Origin of the sequence: Paenibacillus sp. GM2FR, from assembly GCF_002803325.1 — a bacterium.
Taxonomy (GTDB): Bacteria; Bacillota; Bacilli; order Paenibacillales; family Paenibacillaceae; genus Paenibacillus_AQ; species Paenibacillus_AQ lautus.
In genome coordinates this window covers 19,997-39,107 of the sequence record NZ_MKZM01000015.1, presented here as the reverse complement: position 1 = coordinate 39,107, position 19,111 = coordinate 19,997, and the positions used below count along the sequence as shown (strand labels likewise).

Genomic DNA, 19,111 nt, shown 5'->3' with positions numbered 1-19,111 from the left:
ACGACGTTTTTTGGTAGAAGACATACAGCGGCAGGCTCTGCCGCTGCTCTAGCCTTGGCAGTTTTGCTCAAGGCTTCTTTTCGGTTATAATTTTTTGGCAATCGTCTAAAATTCCATGAGAAATAGAGTCTAGGAAATTCATTTCTTTTGCATAAGAGAGGTGCCCCCTTTTGTTACAAGCACTTATTGATGTATTTTCGAAAGATTCGGACTTCAAATCCATAACGGCTGGCGTCCATGCCGGCATGAGGGAGCAATTGATCTCCGGTCTTTCCGGGTCGTCCAGGCAGATCTTAATGGCTGCATTGCACCAAGACCAGCAGCGCCCGCTGCTCGTTGTCACTCATAATATGTTTTCAGCTCAGAAAATTGCGGATGATTTACAGGAAGCGCTCTCATCGGATCAAGTATTGTTATACCCGGCGAATGAACTGGTAGCGGCCGAATCGGCCGTTTCAAGCCCCGAGACTCTGGCGCAGCGGATTGATGTACTCGTCCGTTGTGCCAGAGGCTTCCGGGGTATTGTCGTTGCACCATTTTCCGGCGTGCGTCGCCTGCTTCCCGCTCCCGAAGTGATGTCCGATGCCCGAATTGTGCTCCAAGACGGCGGGACACTCGTGCTGGATTCCTTCCTGAACCAGATGATCGAGATGGGATATGAACGGGTGGAGCGCGTCGAGAGCCGCGGCGAGATGAGTGTCCGCGGCGGTATTATCGATTTTTATCCGATGACAACGACCATGGCGTACCGTGTAGAACTGTTTGATGAGGATATCGACTCCATTCGTACCTTCGATCCGGCGGATCAGCGCTCGATTGACAAGGTTCGGGAAGTCACCATTACACCATGCAAGGAAATTATCGCAGATTCGGAGCGGCTCAGCCGTACAGCAGATACCGTGGTCCGTCTGCTGGAGACCCAGCTAGAACGCATGAGTGATCGTCAGGCCAAGCTCCGTCTGCGGGATGAAATACACCGGGAAGTTGAGATGCTGCGCGAGCGGATATATTTCCCTGAAATCTATAAATATATCTCCCTGTTGTATCCGGAGAAGACCAATCTGTATGATTACATGCCAAAGGATACGATTCTGATTATGGATGAGCCTGCACGTCTGCTGGAAACAGCCAAGCAGTTGGAGCGGGATGAAGCGGAATGGAATTTGCATCTGATGCAGAATGGCAAATCGCTGCCGGATCTGCCGTTGTCGTTGGATACGGAAGAACTGATCTATCAGCATCCCTATCAGAGTCTGTTGATCTCCATCTTCCTGCGTCAGGTGCCAAGAATGCAGCCGCAGAATATCGTCAATGTGATTACGCGCGGCATGCAGGACTTCCACGGTCAGATGAACGTGCTCAAGGCAGAGATGGAGCGCTGGAAGAAGTCGGGCGTTCAGGTCATGATGCTGGCAGGCGATGCAGAGCGGATGGATCGCATGCGGCGGGTACTGATGGACTATGGTATCGAAGAGCCGGTTATGTTCGAGGGGCATCTGCAGAATGGCTTCGAGATGCCTTCGGTTCATGCTGCCATTATTACAGAGAGCGAGATGTTCTCCTCGAAGCAGCGAAAAACACGCAAAACCACGAAGAATATGGACAACGCTGAGCGCATCAAGAGTTATACAGAGCTCAAGGTCGGCGACTATGTGGTGCATCAAAACCACGGTATCGGGAAATATATGGGGATCGGGACGCTCGAAATCAACGGAATCCATAAGGACTACATGCATATTTTGTATGCCGGGGGCGATAAGCTGTCCGTTCCGATTGAGCAGATCGATCTCATCCAGAAATATGTCGGTTCCGAAGATAAGGAGCCGAAGGTTTACAAGCTGGGCGGAAACGAATGGACGCGGGTTAAGAACAAGGTCCGTTCTTCCGTTCAGGATATCGCCGACGATCTGATCAAGCTGTATGCCGAGCGTCAGTCTGCGCCGGGGTACGGGTTTGAGAAAGATACGTCGGAGCAGCAGGAATTCGAGGACATGTTCCCATATGATGAAACACCCGATCAGCTTCGAGCCATTACCGAAATCAAAAAAGACATGGAGCAGAACCGGCCGATGGACCGGCTGCTGTGCGGTGATGTCGGTTATGGGAAAACGGAAGTGGCGGTTCGCGCTGCCTTTAAAGCAGCGATCGAAGGAAAGCAGGTTGCGGTACTGGTTCCGACGACGATTTTGGCCCAGCAGCATTACGAGACGTTCCGGGAGCGTTTTGCCAATTATCCGATCAACATTCAGGTGCTGAGCCGTTTCCGGAGCCGTAAGGAGCAGAATGAGACGATCAAGAAAGTAAAGCAGGGCTCCGTCGATATTCTGATCGGAACACATCGACTGCTGTCGCAGGATATTGTGTTCAAAGATCTGGGATTGCTGATCGTGGATGAGGAGCAGCGGTTTGGCGTTACGCACAAGGAGAAATTGAAGAAGCTGAAGACCAATGTCGACGTGCTGACGCTGACGGCAACGCCGATTCCGCGCACGCTGCATATGTCGATGCTCGGCGTTCGGGATTTGTCCGTGATCGAGACACCGCCGGAGAATCGCTTTCCAGTGCAGACCTATGTCGTAGAGCATAGCCAGACCCTGGTGCGGGAGGCGATCGAGCGAGAACTGGCCCGGGGCGGTCAAGTTTACTACCTCTACAATCGGGTTCAGGGCATTCAGGAGATGGCAGCCCAAATATCCATGCTGGTACCGGAGGCCCGAGTGGGCGTGGGACACGGTCAAATGTCGGAAACGGAACTGGAGAAGACCATTCTCGACTTCCTGGACGGCGAATATGACGTATTGGTTAGCACGAGCATTATTGAGACGGGTGTGGATATTCCGAATGTAAATACGCTCATCGTGCATGATGCGGACAAAATGGGTCTCTCCCAGCTGTATCAGCTGCGCGGACGCGTCGGACGTTCCAACCGGATCGCATATGCTTATTTCACGTACCAGCGCGATAAGGTGCTGACGGAGGTGGCCGAGAAGCGGCTGCAGTCCATTAAAGAATTTACAGAGCTGGGCTCCGGATTCAAGATTGCGATGCGAGACCTGTCGATTCGAGGAGCGGGCAACTTGCTCGGAGCGGAGCAGCATGGCTTTATTGCTTCCGTCGGGTTCGACCTGTATTCACAGATGCTGGCCGAGGAGATACAGAAACGCAAAGTCAGCATGCTGGGTGAGCCGCCATTGCCATCGAAGGACTGGAACACCTCCATCGACCTGGGGATTGACGCTTACTTGCCGTCTGATTACATTTATGACAGCATCCAGAAGATCGAAATTTATAAAAAGGTGGCTGTCGTATCGACTATCGACGAATCGGCTGAGCTTGAGGATGAGCTGCTTGACCGCTTTGGCGAGCTGCCGCTTGCGGTTAGTAACCTGCTTGCCGTCTCCCGCTTGAAGGTATATGGTCGTACGTACGGGATCGACTCCATTATCCAGCGCGGCGATGATGTGCTGCTGCAGTTTTATGAAGGGCAGGATAAGGCGGTTGATACAGCTGGACTTGCGCAAATTGGAAATAAGTTCGAAAGACGTGTACAATTTGAACAAGGGCCTGCTATGGCCATTCGAATCAAAGGCAAGGGACTTTCCGATCAACAACTGTTAGAATTGCTGGAGCAATTCCTGGAGGCCGCAAAAGGGCCATTCAACCTGAAGGGAGAACTACAAAATGCCGTCAAGAAATAACAAGGCATGGAAGACGTTTATTGTATCCATCACAGCTGTTCTATCCATGTCGATGATCGCTGCGTGCGGAAACGACAAGACTAAGGGAACCGAAGATGATAATAGCAAAGTGATCGTCAAATATAAGGGTGGAGAAATTACCGAGAAGGAATTTGACCTGGAACAGCGTATGATTCAGTTCATGTCCCCGGAATACGCCCAATTTTTACAAATGGATGAATTTAAAGAGTATTTGGCGAAACAGGGGGTAGCCTATGAATACCTGTACGCCAAAGCTGACGATAAAGCGAAGGAAGCTGCCGAGAAGCAAGCGGGTGATTTGTTAAAGCAGCAGAAGAGCGGGATGGGCGAGGAGCAGTTTAAGGCTGCTCTTGAATCGCAGAAATTGACGGAGGATGACCTCAAAAATTATATGCTTCGCGTCATGACCGTTATGGAACATGAGAAGAATCAGGTAACCGAAGAGGATATCAAGAAGGAATTCGAGGCGAATAAGAAGGATTACACCAACATCAGTGTTCGTCATGTCCTGATTGCTTTTCAAGATACGGAAGGCAAGGAAAGACCGGAAGGCGAGGCGCTCAAAATTGCCAAGGAAGTACAGTCCAAGCTGAACAAAGGCGAGGATTTTGCCGCAGTTGCGAAGGAATACTCCCAGGATCCGGGCACCAAGGGCAGTGGAGGCCTGTATGAGAACAAACCGGCAGGCAGTTGGGTACCGCAATTCAAGGAAAAAGCTCTGACGCTTGAGCTTAACAAGATCAGCGATCCGGTAGAAACCGATTACGGCTACCATGTCATGAAAGTGGAGAAGCGCGAGGAAGTGGCTTATGACAAGCTTCCAGCCGATCAAAAGGAAGGCATTCGAAATGAGCTTGCTTCGGCGAAGATCGACAACTTTATGCAGAATGAGCTCAACGACCTGATTGAGAGCATGAATCTTCCGAAGAGCGAGAATGCGGACAAGCCTGCCGAAGGCACGGGTGACCAGAAGACAGACGGCACCACCGACAAACCGGCGGAAGGTGATCAAACACCGGATGCAGGCAAGGAAGACACGGGTAAATAAGCCGTGGACAAGCGATCGGGCATGATATTTGTGATGCGCTGCGGGTAATGCCGGATATGATGGCCAGCGCATGGATGAAATGGTGGGATCTTCGAATCCATAACGTGCGAAATCGCGCGTTATGGATTTTTTCTCCCCAGACATCAGTCCCTTTCGGATGATATTTATTTTTGGATTTCGCAACCAACAGAGGGTAGATGATGTATAAGGAATTGGGAATGGATGAATACTATGGTCAGACATTAACTCTTATATACCTGGGGACATCCTCTTCCCGAATGGAACAGTAGTTGAAAAATCTTCTTATGAAAGTGGGGCAACAAGTGACATGAAAGCTACTGGTATCGTCCGCCGTATTGATGACCTCGGGCGCGTGGTCATTCCAAAAGAAATTAGACGCACACTGCGGATTCGCGAAGGCGACCCGCTGGAAATTTTCGTTGACCGGGATGGAGAAGTCATTCTGAAGAAATATTCACCGATCGGTGAATTAGGTGATTTTGCGAAGGAATATGCAGAGTCCCTTTATGAGAGCACAGGTCACATCACGATCATATCGGACCGTGATACATTTATCGCCGTAGCAGGCGGCTCCAAGAAGGAATATTTGGACAAGCCGATCGGCAACCTTCTGGAAAACTGCATGGAAAACCGCAAGACGGTGCTGGAAAGCAACAGTGGTACGTATGAGATCAGCAAAGACAATCCGGAGGCTTTGTCCGCTTTTGTCGCTGCGCCTATCATTGCTGGAGGAGACCCGATTGGCAGTGTCGTACTGCTGAACAAGGACGAATCCGTGAACATGGGTGAGATGGAAGTGAAGATGTCTGAAACCGCCGCAGGCTTCCTCGGCAAGCAAATGGAACAGTAAGACGAGGACATGAATCCTTGGATGGAGACTCCCGCTGAACGTTGATCACAGGGTCAATCGGCAGCTGGGAGTTTTTGTTATCCGGTTCCTTTTTTGTACCACTCTCCCGCCCTTGGTTATAATGGAGGTACACATGGCAGCATCAGCATCTGCATGATGGTTAGTCTGTGATACGGAACTAGGGGATTGGAAGAGGATATGAAACCAGATCAAACAGGGGCGAGGCTGCTGCAGGGAGCTTTTATCCTTAGTGCGGCCGCGCTTCTGTCCAAGCTGATTGGCACACTGCAAAAAATACCGCTGCAAAATATGGGTGGGGATGCCGCCTTTGGCATCTACAATACGGTATATCCGTTCTATATGATGATTATTACGATAGCGGCGGTTGGCTTTCCCGCGGCGGTCTCCAAATATGTGGCTGAATACGAGGCCGAAGGGCGCACCGAGGACGGTCATCGCCTGCTCCGCCTGTCTTCCGCCGCATTGGTGCTGTTTGGTCTGATTCTCGGCTTCCTGATGTACGTCTGCGCTCCGAGAATCGGGATGTGGATTGGAAGCAGTCAGGTTGTACCGGCCCTCCGCGCAGGTGCGTTGGCGCTGGCATTCGTGCCTTGGATGTCGGTGCTGCGCGGTTATTTTCAAGGGCTTCACAATATGGTGCCGACGGCCATCTCCCAGATTACGGAGCAGATTGTCCGTGTCGGGGTCATGATTGTGCTGCTGCTCTACATGATCCGTGCCGGTTCCGATCCCGACGTGATTGCCGCCGGGGCGCTGCTGGGATCTGCTGCCGGTGGTGCCGCCGGTCTGTTGGTGATGGGACTATACTGGCGCAAGCATATCCGGGCAACTCGGAGTAAAATTCAAGGAGAAGCTGATCACGGATTCGAAGCAGCGGGTATGAACGAAACGGGGCTGCGTGCCGATGTAACTAGAGAGGGAGCGGGTGTTGTGCTAGGCCGCCTGCTTGCTTATGGAATTCCGGTCTGTCTTAGTCTGCTCGCTGTTCCGCTGATTGGACTGGTGGATACCTTCACGGTGCCCCGTTTATTGACATCCGGCGGACTGGGCGAAGCAATGGCGATGGCGGAGTTTGGGGTCTATAACCGCGGACTGCCGCTCGTCCAGTTGGTTACGATGCTGGCCACCTCGTTGTCGGTTCTGTTCATCCCTGCACTGGCGGAGGCCAAGTTCAAGGGGAAATCCAGCCGGGTTGCAGGCCAAACCCGTATGGCCCTCCGCTGGTTCTGGCTGATCGGAATGACGGCCTCCGTAGGCTTGGCGGTGCTGGCTGAGCCGATTAACATCATGCTGTACGAAGACGCCGCAGGGACGGCGACGATGCAGGTGATTGCTTTTACAGCTGCCGGGGGTACACTGAGCACGATAACGGCTGCACTGCTTCAGGGGATAGGCATTGTCAAAGCCCCGGCGGTTCATCTGCTGGCTGCGGCTGGGCTCAAGCTGCTGCTCAACCTGCTGCTGGTGCCGCAGTTTGGCATTACCGGCGCAGCCATCGCCGGCGTGGCTGCGCATCTGACCGCCGCCGCGCTCAACCTCGCGCTGCTCTCGCGAAGCGCCGGCGCCCGCCTTGACGCCGGCGGCATGCTTGCGAGGACGCTGCCGGTCCTCGCAGCGGTGTCGCTGGCCGCCTGGGGCGCAGGTGAGGCCTCCGGCGGCATCCTGACGGCGGCCGGCTTCGCCTCAGGCCGCCTCACCCACGCGGCTGCGAGCCTGAGCGGCGTCGCGGCCGGCTGCGGCGCCTTCCTTATCGGCGCCGCCCTCATGAAGCTCCTCACCGAAGAGGAGCTTCGGATGCTGCCGAAGGTCGGAAGACCGCTGGCGGCCTTCTTGCGGGCCCTGCGTGTGCTGCGCTGAACCGGGCCGAATTGTGAGATGTTTGATCTTCTGTGATATAGTAGTGTACGATAATGACGTCGACAAGGCGGACGAAGACGAAAGGAAGTAGCGTATGAGTGCATCCATTACGGTGGTCGGCTTGGGTTCTGGCAATCCGGATCGATTGACGATAGGTATCATAAAAACCATGCAGCGGGCATCGAAGGTGTATGTGCGTACATTATCTCATCCCGTCATCACTGCGTTGAATGAGTTCCAGATTCACCCGGAATCGTTTGACCATGTGTATGAGGCGCATGACACCTTTCCCGAGGTGTACGAATCCATTGCATCCGCGCTAATCAACTTGGCCAAAGCTGCCGAGGAGGATGGCGAGCTCGTTTATGCGGTGCCTGGGCATCCGATGGTAGCGGAGGCAACCGTTCGGTTATTACGGGAGCGCTGCCCGGGAGAGAATGTGACGCTTACGGTGCTCGGCGGTGAGAGCTTTCTGGATGAGGCCTTCGTTCGCCTTGGTTTCGATCCCATTGAGGGCTTCCAGCTTCTCGATGCGGCTGAGCTTCGGGCAAGCGCCATCCAGCCGCAGCTGCATACCCTGATCGGCCAGGTGTATGACATGTTTACCGCTTCGGAAGTTAAACTGGCGCTGATGGAACTGTATCCGGACGATTATCCGGTCATCGTCGGCCATGCGCTGGGCGTTGAGGGCGAGGAAGTGATCCAGCGCGTGCCGCTCTACGAGCTCGATCGCATCGACGGATATGGGAATCTGTCGCTGGTCTACGTACCTCGAAGCGAAGACAGCATGCTTCGGCAGCGAACGTTTGCCAGACTCCATGAGATCGTTGGCATTCTGCGCAGCCCTGAGGGCTGTCCGTGGGACCGTGAGCAGACCCATGAATCCATCCGCAAAAATTTGATCGAAGAAACCTACGAGGTATTAGAGACGATTGATGAGGATGATCCTGAGCATATGCAGGAGGAACTTGGGGATCTGCTGCTGCAGATTATGCTGCATTCTCAGATGGAAGAGGAGCTCGGTACCTTTACGGTGTATGATGTCATTCAAGCGCTGAATGACAAGCTGATCTTCCGTCACCCGCATGTCTTTGGTGAGGGCAGCGCCAAAGACGCAGAATCTGCCCTGCAGAACTGGGAGCAGATGAAAGCGGAAGAGAAGCGCCGCAAGGGGCTCTCACCAGAGAAGGCCTCGGCACTGGATGGCATCCCGCGGGATCTTCCCGCATTGATGAAGGCGTACAAGCTCCAGAAGAAGGCATCCAAGGTTGGTTTCGATTGGGATAACATCGAAGGCGTGTTCCAGAAGATTGAAGAGGAACTCGGTGAACTGAGGCAGGCGGTGACCGAGGGTCAGTCTGATGAGGATACGGCACTCGAGCTCGGTGATCTGTTGTTCGCGGTCTCCAATGCGGCAAGATTTATCGGAGCGGACCCGGAAGAGGCCCTTTCGAGAACGAACCGGAAGTTTGTCAGTCGCTTCAGCTACATAGAGGAGCAGCTTGCCGCCCAGGGGAAAACCTTGCAGGAAAGTACCCTGGACGAGATGGAAGCCCTATGGCAAGCAGCTAAATCGGGATCGGCACAATACGGCAGTATCGATGAGTGAAAAAGGCATTTTTTCACGTAAAAAATAAAAAAATAGGGATTTGCGGCAGGAATTCCGCAAGGCATCCAGAATAATCATTAATGGTGAAATCTTGCAGATTGCAAGGCGGTTTAACCGAATAACCGTAAAATCTTATATTTTTCTGATAATTGGGAGGATTTAATTCATGAACAAAACAGATCTGATCAACAACATTTCCGGTAAAAGTGGATTGACAAAAAAAGACGTAGAGAACGTCTTGAACGGCTTCCTTGGTGAAATTACTGAAGCTTTGGCTAATGGCGATAAAGTTCAATTGATCGGCTTTGGTACTTTCGAAACTCGTAAGCGCGCTGGACGTACAGGCCGCAACCCGCAAACAGGCAACACGATCGAAATTCCAGAATCCAACGTTCCTGCGTTCAAGGCAGGCAACAAGCTTAAAGAAGCCGTAAAATAATGCGCGTCGATAAATTCCTGAAAGTATCGAGGTTAATCAAGCGGCGTACCGTAGCGAAAGATGTATCGGATCAAGGCCGGGTGCTGATCAATGGCCGCGAGGCCAAGCCGAGCAGCACGGTTAAATTGGGCGATGAGATCACCGTCCAATTTGGCCAGAAGCTGGTGACCGTCCGGGTCGAGCGTCTTACCGAGACAACCCGTAAAGATGAGGCAACCAGCCTCTATACCTTGGTCAAGGAAGAACCGATCGTTAAAGATCGCGGATTGGACTGGTAAGCAGCCCGAGCCGTTCCATCAAACGTCCCTCTCACCCTATGGTGCGGGGGGCGTTTTTATGTTTATCTTGGATGTATAAACAAGTGGAGTTCCTGCTCTCTTTCATTCACCTGGCAATCCTCGCAGCGTCACGATCATTCCTGAAGCGGTTGTCTTCTTCCGGTTCTAAAGACAGGCACCTTCCCATAAGCTATTGTTAAAAGGAGGGGTACATGCCATGATCGACCAAGGGAAGGGTAAGTTTCATGACCTGCGGATGCAGAACCGGAAGCTGCTGGACATTACGGGTGTCCAAAATGTGGAGAGCTTTGACAGTGAAGAATTTCTGCTTCAAACCGAGCTTGGGCATCTCACCATTCGGGGGCAAAATTTACATATTAAAAATCTCAGCCTGGAAGAGGGGCTTTTGTCGATTGAAGGTCAGGTGCATTCACTGATTTACTTGAATCCCGGTTCGCAGACCAAGAACAAGAGTCTGCTGGGTAAGCTGTTTAAATGAACCCCAGCGTACAATGGATCACGCTGCTCTGGATGCTCTTCTCCGGAGCAGCGATGGGAGTCGCCTTCGACAGCTACCGGGTGCTGGCAGGGCAGCTCCGCTTCCCGCAATGGTCCAAGCATACCCTGGACTTCCTTTACTGGATTGCGGCAGCCTTCTTCATTTTTCGCATGTTGTATGTGACCAATGACGGTCAACTGCGTTTTTATGTGTTTGTGGGCCTGTTTATAGGGGTTTGGATCTATTTTTTATTATGGAGTGTCATAACCCAACGTTTTGTGGTAATGTTAATTCAAGTGACAAAAGGCTTACTGTCCTTTTTGTACAAGCTGTTCCGTATGTTATTGTGGAATCCGATCAAAGGGATCCTGATGCTCATCTTGGGATTGTTAAGGTTTCTATGGAAGTTTCTCCTGTCGCTGTTGCGTTTAGTCCTTAAATGCCTCATGCCTTTTTGGCGACTTTTGAAATGGATGCTGAGACCGATCACATCCAGAGTCAGGCTGCCGGCATGGTGCAAGCAATTCGCGGACAAGGTTATTAAGGCGTGGAAGCGCTGGTTTTAGGAGGTATGGTCATGGGAAGATTTGCTGATCCATCGAAGCAGGCTCCCCAACAAACCAAGACAAAGAACAAAGGCGCACGCCGACGTAAAAGAATGTTTGTGGCGATGATGGCGCTGTTTTTGATCTGGGCAGGTTCAACGCTCTGGTCCCAGAATGACCGCATCCGTAATCAAAACGAAGCGCTAGCTCAAAAGCAAGAGGATTATAAGTCCGTTGAACAGTCGCTAATCCAGATTACTCATGAAGTGGAGCGATTGAAGGACCCTGAATATATCGGGCAGATTGCCCGCAAGAAGTTTGGACTGTATCTGCCAAATGAGACGCCGATCATTCAGCCCCAAAATTCGGGCGAAGAGCCGTAATTAGGCAGGACACACGTCTGTTGACCTTGTTTAGGTCATTATCGTATAATCAAATCACCGCAGCGCGATTTCTAAATCGGACTGTATATTTTTAAGGGAGGATCATTTTATTCTATGGCAATTGAAGTGGGCACCAAGTTAGAGGGCAAGGTGACAGGCATAACGCATTTTGGAGCATTTGTGGATCTGTCAGGAGGTGTCACGGGTCTCGTTCACATCTCGGAGATCGCCGACAATTACGTTAAGGATGTCAACGATCATTTGAAGATCAACGATGTCGTTACCGTGAAGGTGATTAATGTCGACAAGGACGGCAAGATCGGTCTTTCGATCAAGCAGGCTGTCGACAAGCCGGCTTCCGAAAGTCGTCCACCCCGCGCACCGAGACCGGAACGCAGTGGAGGCGGCGGCGGAGAACGATTCGGAGGTGGCGGTGGTGGAGGATTCAACCGTGAACGCGGCGGACGCCCGTTTAAGCCTGCGGCCAACAAGCCTTCATTTGAGGATAAAATGTCACGCTTCCTGAAAGACAGTGAAGAACGAATCTCTTCGCTTAAGAAGAATACGGAAGGCAAACGCGGTGGACGCGGAGCCAAACGTATGTAATTCGATAAAATATAAACTGACCGCAGAGGGAAATCGCCTTCTGCGGTTTTTTTGTCGTTGCATCCAAGGGTACGACAGGTTCCTACGCAATTTACGGCGATACCGTGTGGAATGAGCGCAGGATGTCCGCCTCAATTCGGGAAATGATCCACAAGAATACTATAGGCTTGACTCGTGTAAATACCGCTGGGCGCGGGGGATGAGCGCTCTTTTCCCGAACGTTCGCAAGGCACGTTGATTTTGTCGGAAATTTCTTTGGGGCTTGTCCGGTGTTCTGACAAACTTTCCTGAACAGGGGTTTTATAATGGGACCAACAAATTCGTGAGAATGGGGTGCCAGCGTAATGGATAAAAGAAATCTGGTGATGTTTCCGGGTACTGAGGCAGTTAAAGGGGGAGCGGGTTCCATTCGTGCCCGTGTAACAGAACGATTAGGGCAGCTGCCTTTTCTTCAGCGTCCCATCCACTTCCTGGCCGCTAAGAAGTGGATGATCTTGCTAACCTTCATGGGTTTTCTGCTCGGACGAGCTATGATCCTGGGAGAGCTGTCTCCATTTGCCGTAGCTTATTTTGCAGTCATTGCCTTTATGCGTCGCGATTATTTGCTGCCGGTAGGCGCAGCGATCGTTGCAGGAAGTTTATTTGCGTCCTTTCCGGTAGCATGGATGGTACCGGCAGAAATCTTGATCTTTTACTTTATGATGCGGGGATTGGAGACGTATGATCGGGCAGAATTGTCATATGCGCCGCTGATGGTATTTGTCTCCACCTTCTTCGTGAATCTGTTCAGTGTTCTCATCGGACCGAGCATTACCTGGTATTCCATGATGATGCTCACCCTGAACGCGGTGCTCAGCTTTGTCCTGACCTTGGTCTTTATCCAGGCGATTCCGGTGCTGACGCTTCGTAAAAAAACGCATGTTCTTCGAAATGAAGAAATTCTATGTATCATCATTTTGCTGGCGTCGGTCATGACAGGTGCCGTTGGCTGGACGATCCAATCCCTGTCGGTAGAGCATGTCTTATCCCGTTACTTAATTCTGCTGTTTGCTCTGGTCGGGGGAGCTCCGCTAGGCGCCTCGGTTGGCGTGGTGACAGGCCTCATCCTCAGTCTTGCCAACATTTCGGCCTTCTCCCAGATGAGTCTACTCGCCTTTTCCGGGATGCTCGCCGGTATGCTGAAAGAAGGGAAGAAAGGCGGTGTTTCACTGGGCATGCTGCTGGGGGCAACCATTCTCTCCATCTATTTCAGCAATCCTGGAGAAGTGATGATCTCCACTTGGGAAACCTGCGCGGCTATTGTGCTGTTCCTCATCACACCCAAGAGCGTAATGCAGGCTATAGGCAAATATGTGCCGGGCACGCAGGATCATACCCGTTCCCAGCATGAATACGCTAAGCGGGTTCGGGATCTTACAGCGGATCGTGTTACCCAATTCTCCAAGGTATTCCGTCAGCTCTCGCAAAGTTTCGGACAAACGTCAGGGGTCATACAGCCTCCAGGCAAACAGGCGGAGGAGATGAATCATTTCATGAATGCCGTGGCCGAAGGAAGCTGTGCCACATGCTATAAACGGAATCAGTGCTGGGACATGAAGTTTTACCAGACTTATAAATATATGACCGATATGATGACCTCCATCGAGGAGAATCCTGAGATGGATGCAGACGATCTGCCGCCGGAATGGAGCCGGATCTGTGCCAAGAAGGAGGAGGTGCTCGGCATCCTGAAGCAGCAGTATCATCTCTACCAACATGATATGCAGTGGAAACGCCAAATATACGATAGCCGCCATCTGGTAGCGGAACAATTATCCGGGGTTTCGCAGGTTATGGAAGACTTGGCCCGAGAGATTAAGCGGGAAAGCCAGACGATGCACATTCAAGAAGAACAGATTCGGGAAGCGCTTCAGCAGCTCGGCTTATCGATTCAAGGCATCGATATCATCAGCCTGGACTCCGGGCAGGTCGAGATTGAGATTGTTCATGCGTATACCCGGGGTTATGACGAATGCAGGAAGATTATTGGACCACTGCTGTCCGACATTCTCGGGGAGCATATCGCGGTCATGGAAGAGACCCTGACCCATCCGAGGGATGGATTGGCCACCGTACGTTTCGGTTCAGCGAAAACATATGAAATTATGACGGGTGTAGCCGCAGCGGCTAAGGGAGGGGATATTTTATCAGGCGACAGCTTCAGTACGGTTGAGCTGGGCAACGGGACGTTTGCGGTAGCGCTTAGTGATGGCATGGGCAATGGGGAAAGGGCTCGGCTTGAGAGCAGCTCGGCTCTGAATATATTAGAACAGCTGCTTCAATCCGGGATGGATGAGAAGCTGGCGATTAAATCGGTCAACTCGATTCTGATGCTGCGCTCGCCGGATGAAATCTACGCCACGGTCGATATGGCCCTAATTGATCAATATACGGCTCAGACCACCTTTATGAAGATCGGTTCGACGCCGAGCTTTATCAAACGGGGCAATGATGTCATACCGGTCTCGGCCAGCAATCTTCCGATTGGGATTATTCAGGATATCGAAGTGGACCTGGTGTCATTACAGCTGCAGGCCGGTGATGTTCTCATCATGATGACGGATGGCATATATGATGCGCCGGGTTATGCGGTAAACAAGGAGCTATGGATGAAACGAATGATTCAGGAAGTGAACAGTGAGGATCCGCAGGAAATTGCCGACTGTTTGCTGGAAAAGGTGATTCGCTATCAACAGAATCAAATTCATGATGATATGACGGTGGTGGTCGGGCGAGTGGATCACTTCCATCCGGAATGGTCGAATGTGCATGTACCAGGCTTCGCCCGAATGGAGCGGCCGCGAACGGTTAGTTGATGCGTTAGATAAACCAAGCGATTACCCGGGAAATGGAGGACCCCGGAAATGGTAAATCTTTTCCGTCAATTCTTCCTATTTATCGTTTGAACTCTCTTGAATGTGGAAATGATAGAGATAGAAGTCAAATCGATAGAAATGGATGAGACGGAGGCGATCATTTATTATGAAGCAAATTCTACTGATAACGGACGGCTGCTCGAATGTTGGGGCCAGTCCGGTTATGGCCGCAGCCCATGCGCTCCAGGATGGTATTGTTGTGAATGTGGTGGGGGTCCTTGATTACGGGACGATCGGTGAACTTGGGGGATTGGAAATTCAGGAGATAGCCAAAGCGGGAGGAGGCATACACCGGATCGTAGGCACACCGCAGCTTGCGCAGACGATACAGATGATGACTCGGAAAACGGTGGTTCAGACGATCCAACAAGCGGTAAATAAGGAGATACAGCATATTTTGGGGGGCGGGTCGCTGGAGGAGCTTCCGCCGGACAAGCGTTCGCAGGTCGTTGAAGTTGTGGATGAGCTCGCTGAGACGTCATCCCTGCAGGTCGCCCTGTTAATCGATGCAAGTGCAAGCATGAAACCCAAGCTGGCTGCGGTTGAGGAAGCGATACGCGATTTGATGCTGAGTTTGAAAGCGCGCGCAGGCTCAAGCGAACTGTCGGTATTCCATTTTCCTGGCAAACACAGCGGCGAGGACATCGTGATGGACGTGAATTGGACCTCAGATCTTGACGGCGCCCGGGGAATGTTCAGCCGCCTGCAGATGAGAGGGGCAACGCCGACTGGACCTGCTTTGTTAAAGGTGATTGAATTTTACCGATATGGTACACTAGAGGGTAATCAATCATGGCAGGGTCATTCCAGCCAAGAGGAAGGGATGCTCGGTGACTACGTTGTCTAACCCGGGTTATCCGCCAGGAACCGTAATTAAAGGCAAGTGGCGGAACAGCCGGTACATCGTGGAACGTATGCTCGGCAAAGGGGCTAACGGCAAGGTGTATCTGGTCCACCGGGCAGGAGTACGCGAGCGTTATGCTTTAAAAGTTGGGTATGACGCTCTGGATCTTCAATCCGAAATTAATGTGCTGAATGCGTTGAAAGAACAGATGCCGGACCCTTATCTCGTGGAGGCGGACGATCATCATGACGGCAGCGGCGAAGTATCCTTTTATGTCATGCGTTACATTGAAGGGAGTCCGCTGCATCATTTTATTCGCAAACGCGGTGCCGACTGGATCGGATTGCTCGGACTGAAGCTGCTCGAGAAGCTGACCGTTCTGCATGCATCCGGTTATGCATTCGGTGATTTGAAGCCCGATAATGTGATGGTCTCGGCATACGGAAGAGTGGAACTGATCGATTATGGAGGCGTCAGTCCTTTCGGACGCAGCGTAAAGCAGTTTACGGAATGGTATGATCGGGGATACTGGAATGCCGGGAGCCGGACTGGCGACGTAGCCTATGATTTGTTCTCGTTTGCCGTGATGTGTATCGGCCTGCTGGATGAGAAATCATTACGGGAGGCGTCTTGTCAGCTTCCCCAGACCCGCAGTGTTGCAGATCTGCAGCTGGTACTGCGAAGAAACCTCATCTTCAAGCCATACGCTGTTTGGCTGAACAAGGCTTTATCGGGAGATTTCGCGGATTCACGGGAAGCGTTGAACGAGTGGAGAAAACGAATATATGAAGGTTCGGGCCGGAACGTGCGTCCTCATCCGGGACGAACTCCGCGGTGGCTGAAGAACGCGTTCGGTTTGTCGTTAGTCATCATGGCCCTTACTGTTTATTTTTTCTTCCGCTCATGAAGTTGTTACCTTGTTACTGGGAGTTCATAAAGGTGCGAGTTCAAAAAGGTCGGTTTTCAGCACCGAAGCTTATGCTTCCGATGTGCGTTTTTTCAAACGCGGATGAAGCTAGGGACGTCAGGAGAGGAGCTACACGTTTTCGCAGAAAACACCGTCGAAAGCACCTGCTGTTTTGGGTACGTGAGCACCTAAGATGTTTCCGCAGGAAACATGACTTCGTAAGCATCCGCTTAGGCCCGGCTGAATTCAGGATTCGATGCCGAGTGGCTTCCTGATTCACTTCGTGTTAGATATAGAATTTATGAGTTATCAGTGGAACTGATGGAATTCTATATCGCAAGAAAACCTACCTATGCATCGCGGTCGCTCATCCTTGAAGTGGCCTCGATAGAGGTTTTCTTATCAAAAGCGGGCTTTTTGAACAACCTCTAAAGGGGACCTGGAAGTGAAACAGGATTATTTACGAACATTCGTCAACCATGTCGAGCGTACAGCCGCAGAGTTTGATCTGTGGTCAGAAGGTGATAGCATCGTGGTCGCCATTTCCGGCGGGCCTGATTCCGTTGCGCTCCTGCACGTGCTTCATGAAATTTCTTTGTACCGGACGCCGCTCCGATTGATCTGTGCCCATGTACATCATGGGTTCCGGAAAGAATCGGACCAAGAGGCGGAGATGGTGCGCGAACTGGCGGAACGGCTCGGACTTCCATTAGAAACGGCGTTCATCGATATTCCCGCTTATATGGAAGAGAGCGGCAAGGGTGGGCAGGAGGCTGCAAGAGAGAAGCGTTATGAATTTCTGCTGCAAACGGCCCATAAATACAATGCGCGCGCCGTGGCCCTGGCTCATCATGCTGACGATCAAGCCGAGACGGTGCTCATGAGGCTTCTGCGCGGGAGCGGCTTGTCCGGACTTGCCGGAATAAAATTTAAGCGCACGGAAAAAAAAGTGGAACTTATCCGCCCGTTCCTTCGTATGTACAAGGCGGATATCGTGGAGCTGTGCCGCGCATGCGGATTTCAGTATGTCGTGGATAACAGCAATCTGCAGACGAAGTACCGCCGCAATGCGATTCGCCTGGAAGTATTGCCTTTTCTGGAACGATACAATGGGCAGTTCTCCTCCTCACTCAATCAGTTGGCCGAAATTGTCCAGCAGGAGGATGATTTTGTGGAGCTTGAAGCTGCGAAGCAATTTCGGAGTATGGTACAGGAGAACGATGGGAGGCTCGCTTTCGACGCGCCTTCCTTTTTGGGCTTACATGTCGCTTTACAACGGCGTTTGATTAAACTAATATTAAATTACCTGCCCTCAGACCAGGAAAACACCCATTTTGTCAAGATTGAAACGGTGCGCCATGGCATTCTTAACGATCAGCGCAGTAACTGGCGTCTGGATCTGGGTGACGGCATTACCTGTGTTCGTGAGTACGGAGTGATCCAGTTTTGGCCTAAGCCTCCGGAAGAACAGGGACAGTACATATACATTCTTGATTCTCCTGATGTTGTGCAGCAGTATGTTAAGGAAATCGGAAAAATGCTGAAATTGTCGTTAATGACAGGAAGCGAAAGCCGGAGCGGCTCCAAACCATCGGCCTTTGTGGCGGATTTTGATGCGGATGAGCTGAGGTTTCCTTTAACCGTGCGCAACAGACAGCCGGGGGACAAGATGAAGATCATGGGATTAAACGGAAGCAAAAAGGTGAAAGATATTCTCATTGATGAGAAAATCCCACCGTCTGTCCGTGCCCGGATTCCTATTCTTTGTGACGGTTCCGGCAGCATCGTGTGGATTCCAGGTGTACGACGTTCCGTTCACGCCGCTTGCGGGCGGCACACATCACGAGTTCTCCGGATGGAGCTATCGGATGCTTAAGGCAAGTGTAAAACGAAGAATGGCCCGTTTCACGCTTTCATAGTATAAACGTAGGAGGTCCACTTAAGTTGCAGAATGACATTCAGGAAATACTCATCAGTGAAGAAGAGATTCACGCAAAGATTAAGGAACTTGGTTCCAAACTCAGCGCCGAATATGTGGGACGCAATCCACTCGTTATTTGCGTTCTTAAAGGTGCGTTTATTTTTATGGCTGACTTGGTTAAATCCATAACAGTCCCTCTTGAGTTGGATTTCATGGCTGTATCCAGCTATGGGGCATCAACCAAATCTTCTGGCGTGGTGAAGATCATTAAAGATCTGGACGCATCCGTTGAAGGCAGGGATGTGTTGATTGTGGAGGATATTATCGACAGTGGTCTTACGCTGAGTCATTTGATTGAGCTTCTGAAGAGCCGCAAGGCAAACTCGGTGTGCGTCGTCACGCTGTTTGACAAGCCGGCACGCCGTACGGTGGATTTGCAGGCCGATTATACCGGATTCGTGCTGCCGGATGCTTTTGTTGTCGGATACGGACTCGATTATGCCGAGCATTACCGGAACCTCCCCTACATCGGGATTTTGAAGCCGGAAATCTACAGCAGTTAAACCGCGCCAATGGGCTGCTATCACAGTTGAGGGCCCTTTGTTGAGATGGCCAGACAGGCTGTGGTAAAATATCTTATGTGTCTTGA

16 protein-coding genes are annotated in these 19,111 nt (G+C 51.5%); all 16 read left to right on the top strand.

Annotated elements, in window-relative coordinates; genetic code table 11:
- The first annotated feature begins 170 nt into the window (after positions 1-170).
- A complete protein-coding gene (gene mfd, locus PAEVO_RS33235) occupies positions 171-3,698 on the top strand; it encodes a transcription-repair coupling factor (protein ID WP_100541648.1) in 3,528 nt (1,175 codons plus the stop codon).
- A complete protein-coding gene (locus PAEVO_RS33230; protein WP_100541647.1) occupies positions 3,682-4,767 on the top strand; it encodes a peptidylprolyl isomerase in 1,086 nt (361 codons plus the stop codon). The genes mfd and PAEVO_RS33230 overlap by 17 nt, the downstream gene beginning before the upstream one ends.
- Before the next feature lie 328 nt (positions 4,768-5,095).
- Entirely contained in the window at positions 5,096-5,638 is a 543-nt protein-coding gene (gene spoVT, locus PAEVO_RS33225; RefSeq protein ID WP_100541646.1) for a stage V sporulation protein T, read from the top strand.
- A gap of 198 nt (positions 5,639-5,836) precedes the next feature.
- Positions 5,837-7,516 (top strand): putative polysaccharide biosynthesis protein, encoded by a 1,680-nt coding sequence (locus tag PAEVO_RS33220; RefSeq protein WP_100541645.1) that lies wholly within the window; start codon positions 5,837-5,839, stop codon positions 7,514-7,516.
- A gap of 94 nt (positions 7,517-7,610) precedes the next feature.
- Entirely contained in the window at positions 7,611-9,125 is a 1,515-nt protein-coding gene (yabN, locus tag PAEVO_RS33215; protein ID WP_100541644.1) for a bifunctional methyltransferase/pyrophosphohydrolase YabN, read from the top strand.
- Positions 9,126-9,291: 166 nt separating this feature from the next.
- Positions 9,292-9,564, top strand: coding sequence for an HU family DNA-binding protein (locus PAEVO_RS33210; RefSeq protein ID WP_009591918.1), 273 nt, complete (start codon positions 9,292-9,294; stop codon positions 9,562-9,564).
- Positions 9,564-9,842 (top strand): RNA-binding S4 domain-containing protein, encoded by a 279-nt coding sequence (locus PAEVO_RS33205; protein ID WP_076326537.1) that lies wholly within the window; start codon positions 9,564-9,566, stop codon positions 9,840-9,842. The genes PAEVO_RS33210 and PAEVO_RS33205 overlap by 1 nt, the downstream gene beginning before the upstream one ends.
- 217 nt (positions 9,843-10,059) lie before the next feature.
- Complete coding sequence (yabP, locus tag PAEVO_RS33200; protein WP_009591926.1) at positions 10,060-10,341, top strand: sporulation protein YabP; 282 nt, start codon at positions 10,060-10,062, stop codon at positions 10,339-10,341.
- Entirely contained in the window at positions 10,338-10,907 is a 570-nt protein-coding gene (yabQ, locus tag PAEVO_RS33195; RefSeq protein ID WP_100541643.1) for a spore cortex biosynthesis protein YabQ, read from the top strand. The genes yabP and yabQ overlap by 4 nt, the downstream gene beginning before the upstream one ends.
- Before the next feature lie 11 nt (positions 10,908-10,918).
- Positions 10,919-11,269 carry an FtsB family cell division protein gene (locus PAEVO_RS33190; protein WP_098741227.1) on the top strand — a complete coding sequence of 117 codons (351 nt, stop codon included), beginning with the start codon at positions 10,919-10,921 and terminating at the stop codon, positions 11,267-11,269.
- 114 nt (positions 11,270-11,383) lie between these two features.
- Positions 11,384-11,875 (top strand): S1 domain-containing RNA-binding protein, encoded by a 492-nt coding sequence (locus PAEVO_RS33185; RefSeq protein ID WP_006207435.1) that lies wholly within the window; start codon positions 11,384-11,386, stop codon positions 11,873-11,875.
- A 344-nt stretch (positions 11,876-12,219) separates the two neighbouring features.
- Positions 12,220-14,730: a stage II sporulation protein E gene (gene spoIIE / locus PAEVO_RS33180; RefSeq protein ID WP_100541642.1), complete on the top strand. Its 2,511-nt coding sequence runs from the start codon at positions 12,220-12,222 to the stop codon at positions 14,728-14,730.
- A gap of 166 nt (positions 14,731-14,896) precedes the next feature.
- On the top strand, positions 14,897-15,637 hold the full coding sequence (locus PAEVO_RS33175) for a vWA domain-containing protein (protein ID WP_100541641.1): 741 nt from the start codon (positions 14,897-14,899) through the stop codon (positions 15,635-15,637).
- Positions 15,621-16,541: a protein kinase domain-containing protein gene (locus PAEVO_RS33170; RefSeq protein WP_100541640.1), complete on the top strand. Its 921-nt coding sequence runs from the start codon at positions 15,621-15,623 to the stop codon at positions 16,539-16,541. The genes PAEVO_RS33175 and PAEVO_RS33170 overlap by 17 nt, the downstream gene beginning before the upstream one ends.
- 445 nt (positions 16,542-16,986) lie before the next feature.
- Positions 16,987-18,417 carry a tRNA lysidine(34) synthetase TilS gene (tilS, locus tag PAEVO_RS33165; RefSeq protein WP_100541639.1) on the top strand — a complete coding sequence of 477 codons (1,431 nt, stop codon included), beginning with the start codon at positions 16,987-16,989 and terminating at the stop codon, positions 18,415-18,417.
- A gap of 68 nt (positions 18,418-18,485) precedes the next feature.
- Entirely contained in the window at positions 18,486-19,025 is a 540-nt protein-coding gene (gene hpt / locus PAEVO_RS33160) for a hypoxanthine phosphoribosyltransferase (protein WP_071221070.1), read from the top strand.
- Positions 19,026-19,111 lie beyond the last annotated feature (86 nt).

Coding starts and splice junctions, on each gene's coding strand:
- PAEVO_RS33230 (WP_100541647.1), top strand. CDS start 3,682: ATGCCGTCAAGAAATAACAAGGCATGGAAGACGTTTATTGTATCCATC.
- spoVT (WP_100541646.1), top strand. CDS start 5,096: ATGAAAGCTACTGGTATCGTCCGCCGTATTGATGACCTCGGGCGCGTG.
- PAEVO_RS33220 (WP_100541645.1), top strand. CDS start 5,837: ATGAAACCAGATCAAACAGGGGCGAGGCTGCTGCAGGGAGCTTTTATC.
- yabN (WP_100541644.1), top strand. CDS start 7,611: ATGAGTGCATCCATTACGGTGGTCGGCTTGGGTTCTGGCAATCCGGAT.
- PAEVO_RS33210 (WP_009591918.1), top strand. CDS start 9,292: ATGAACAAAACAGATCTGATCAACAACATTTCCGGTAAAAGTGGATTG.
- PAEVO_RS33205 (WP_076326537.1), top strand. CDS start 9,564: ATGCGCGTCGATAAATTCCTGAAAGTATCGAGGTTAATCAAGCGGCGT.
- yabP (WP_009591926.1), top strand. CDS start 10,060: ATGATCGACCAAGGGAAGGGTAAGTTTCATGACCTGCGGATGCAGAAC.
- yabQ (WP_100541643.1), top strand. CDS start 10,338: ATGAACCCCAGCGTACAATGGATCACGCTGCTCTGGATGCTCTTCTCC.
- PAEVO_RS33190 (WP_098741227.1), top strand. CDS start 10,919: ATGGGAAGATTTGCTGATCCATCGAAGCAGGCTCCCCAACAAACCAAG.
- PAEVO_RS33185 (WP_006207435.1), top strand. CDS start 11,384: ATGGCAATTGAAGTGGGCACCAAGTTAGAGGGCAAGGTGACAGGCATA.
- spoIIE (WP_100541642.1), top strand. CDS start 12,220: ATGGATAAAAGAAATCTGGTGATGTTTCCGGGTACTGAGGCAGTTAAA.
- PAEVO_RS33175 (WP_100541641.1), top strand. CDS start 14,897: ATGAAGCAAATTCTACTGATAACGGACGGCTGCTCGAATGTTGGGGCC.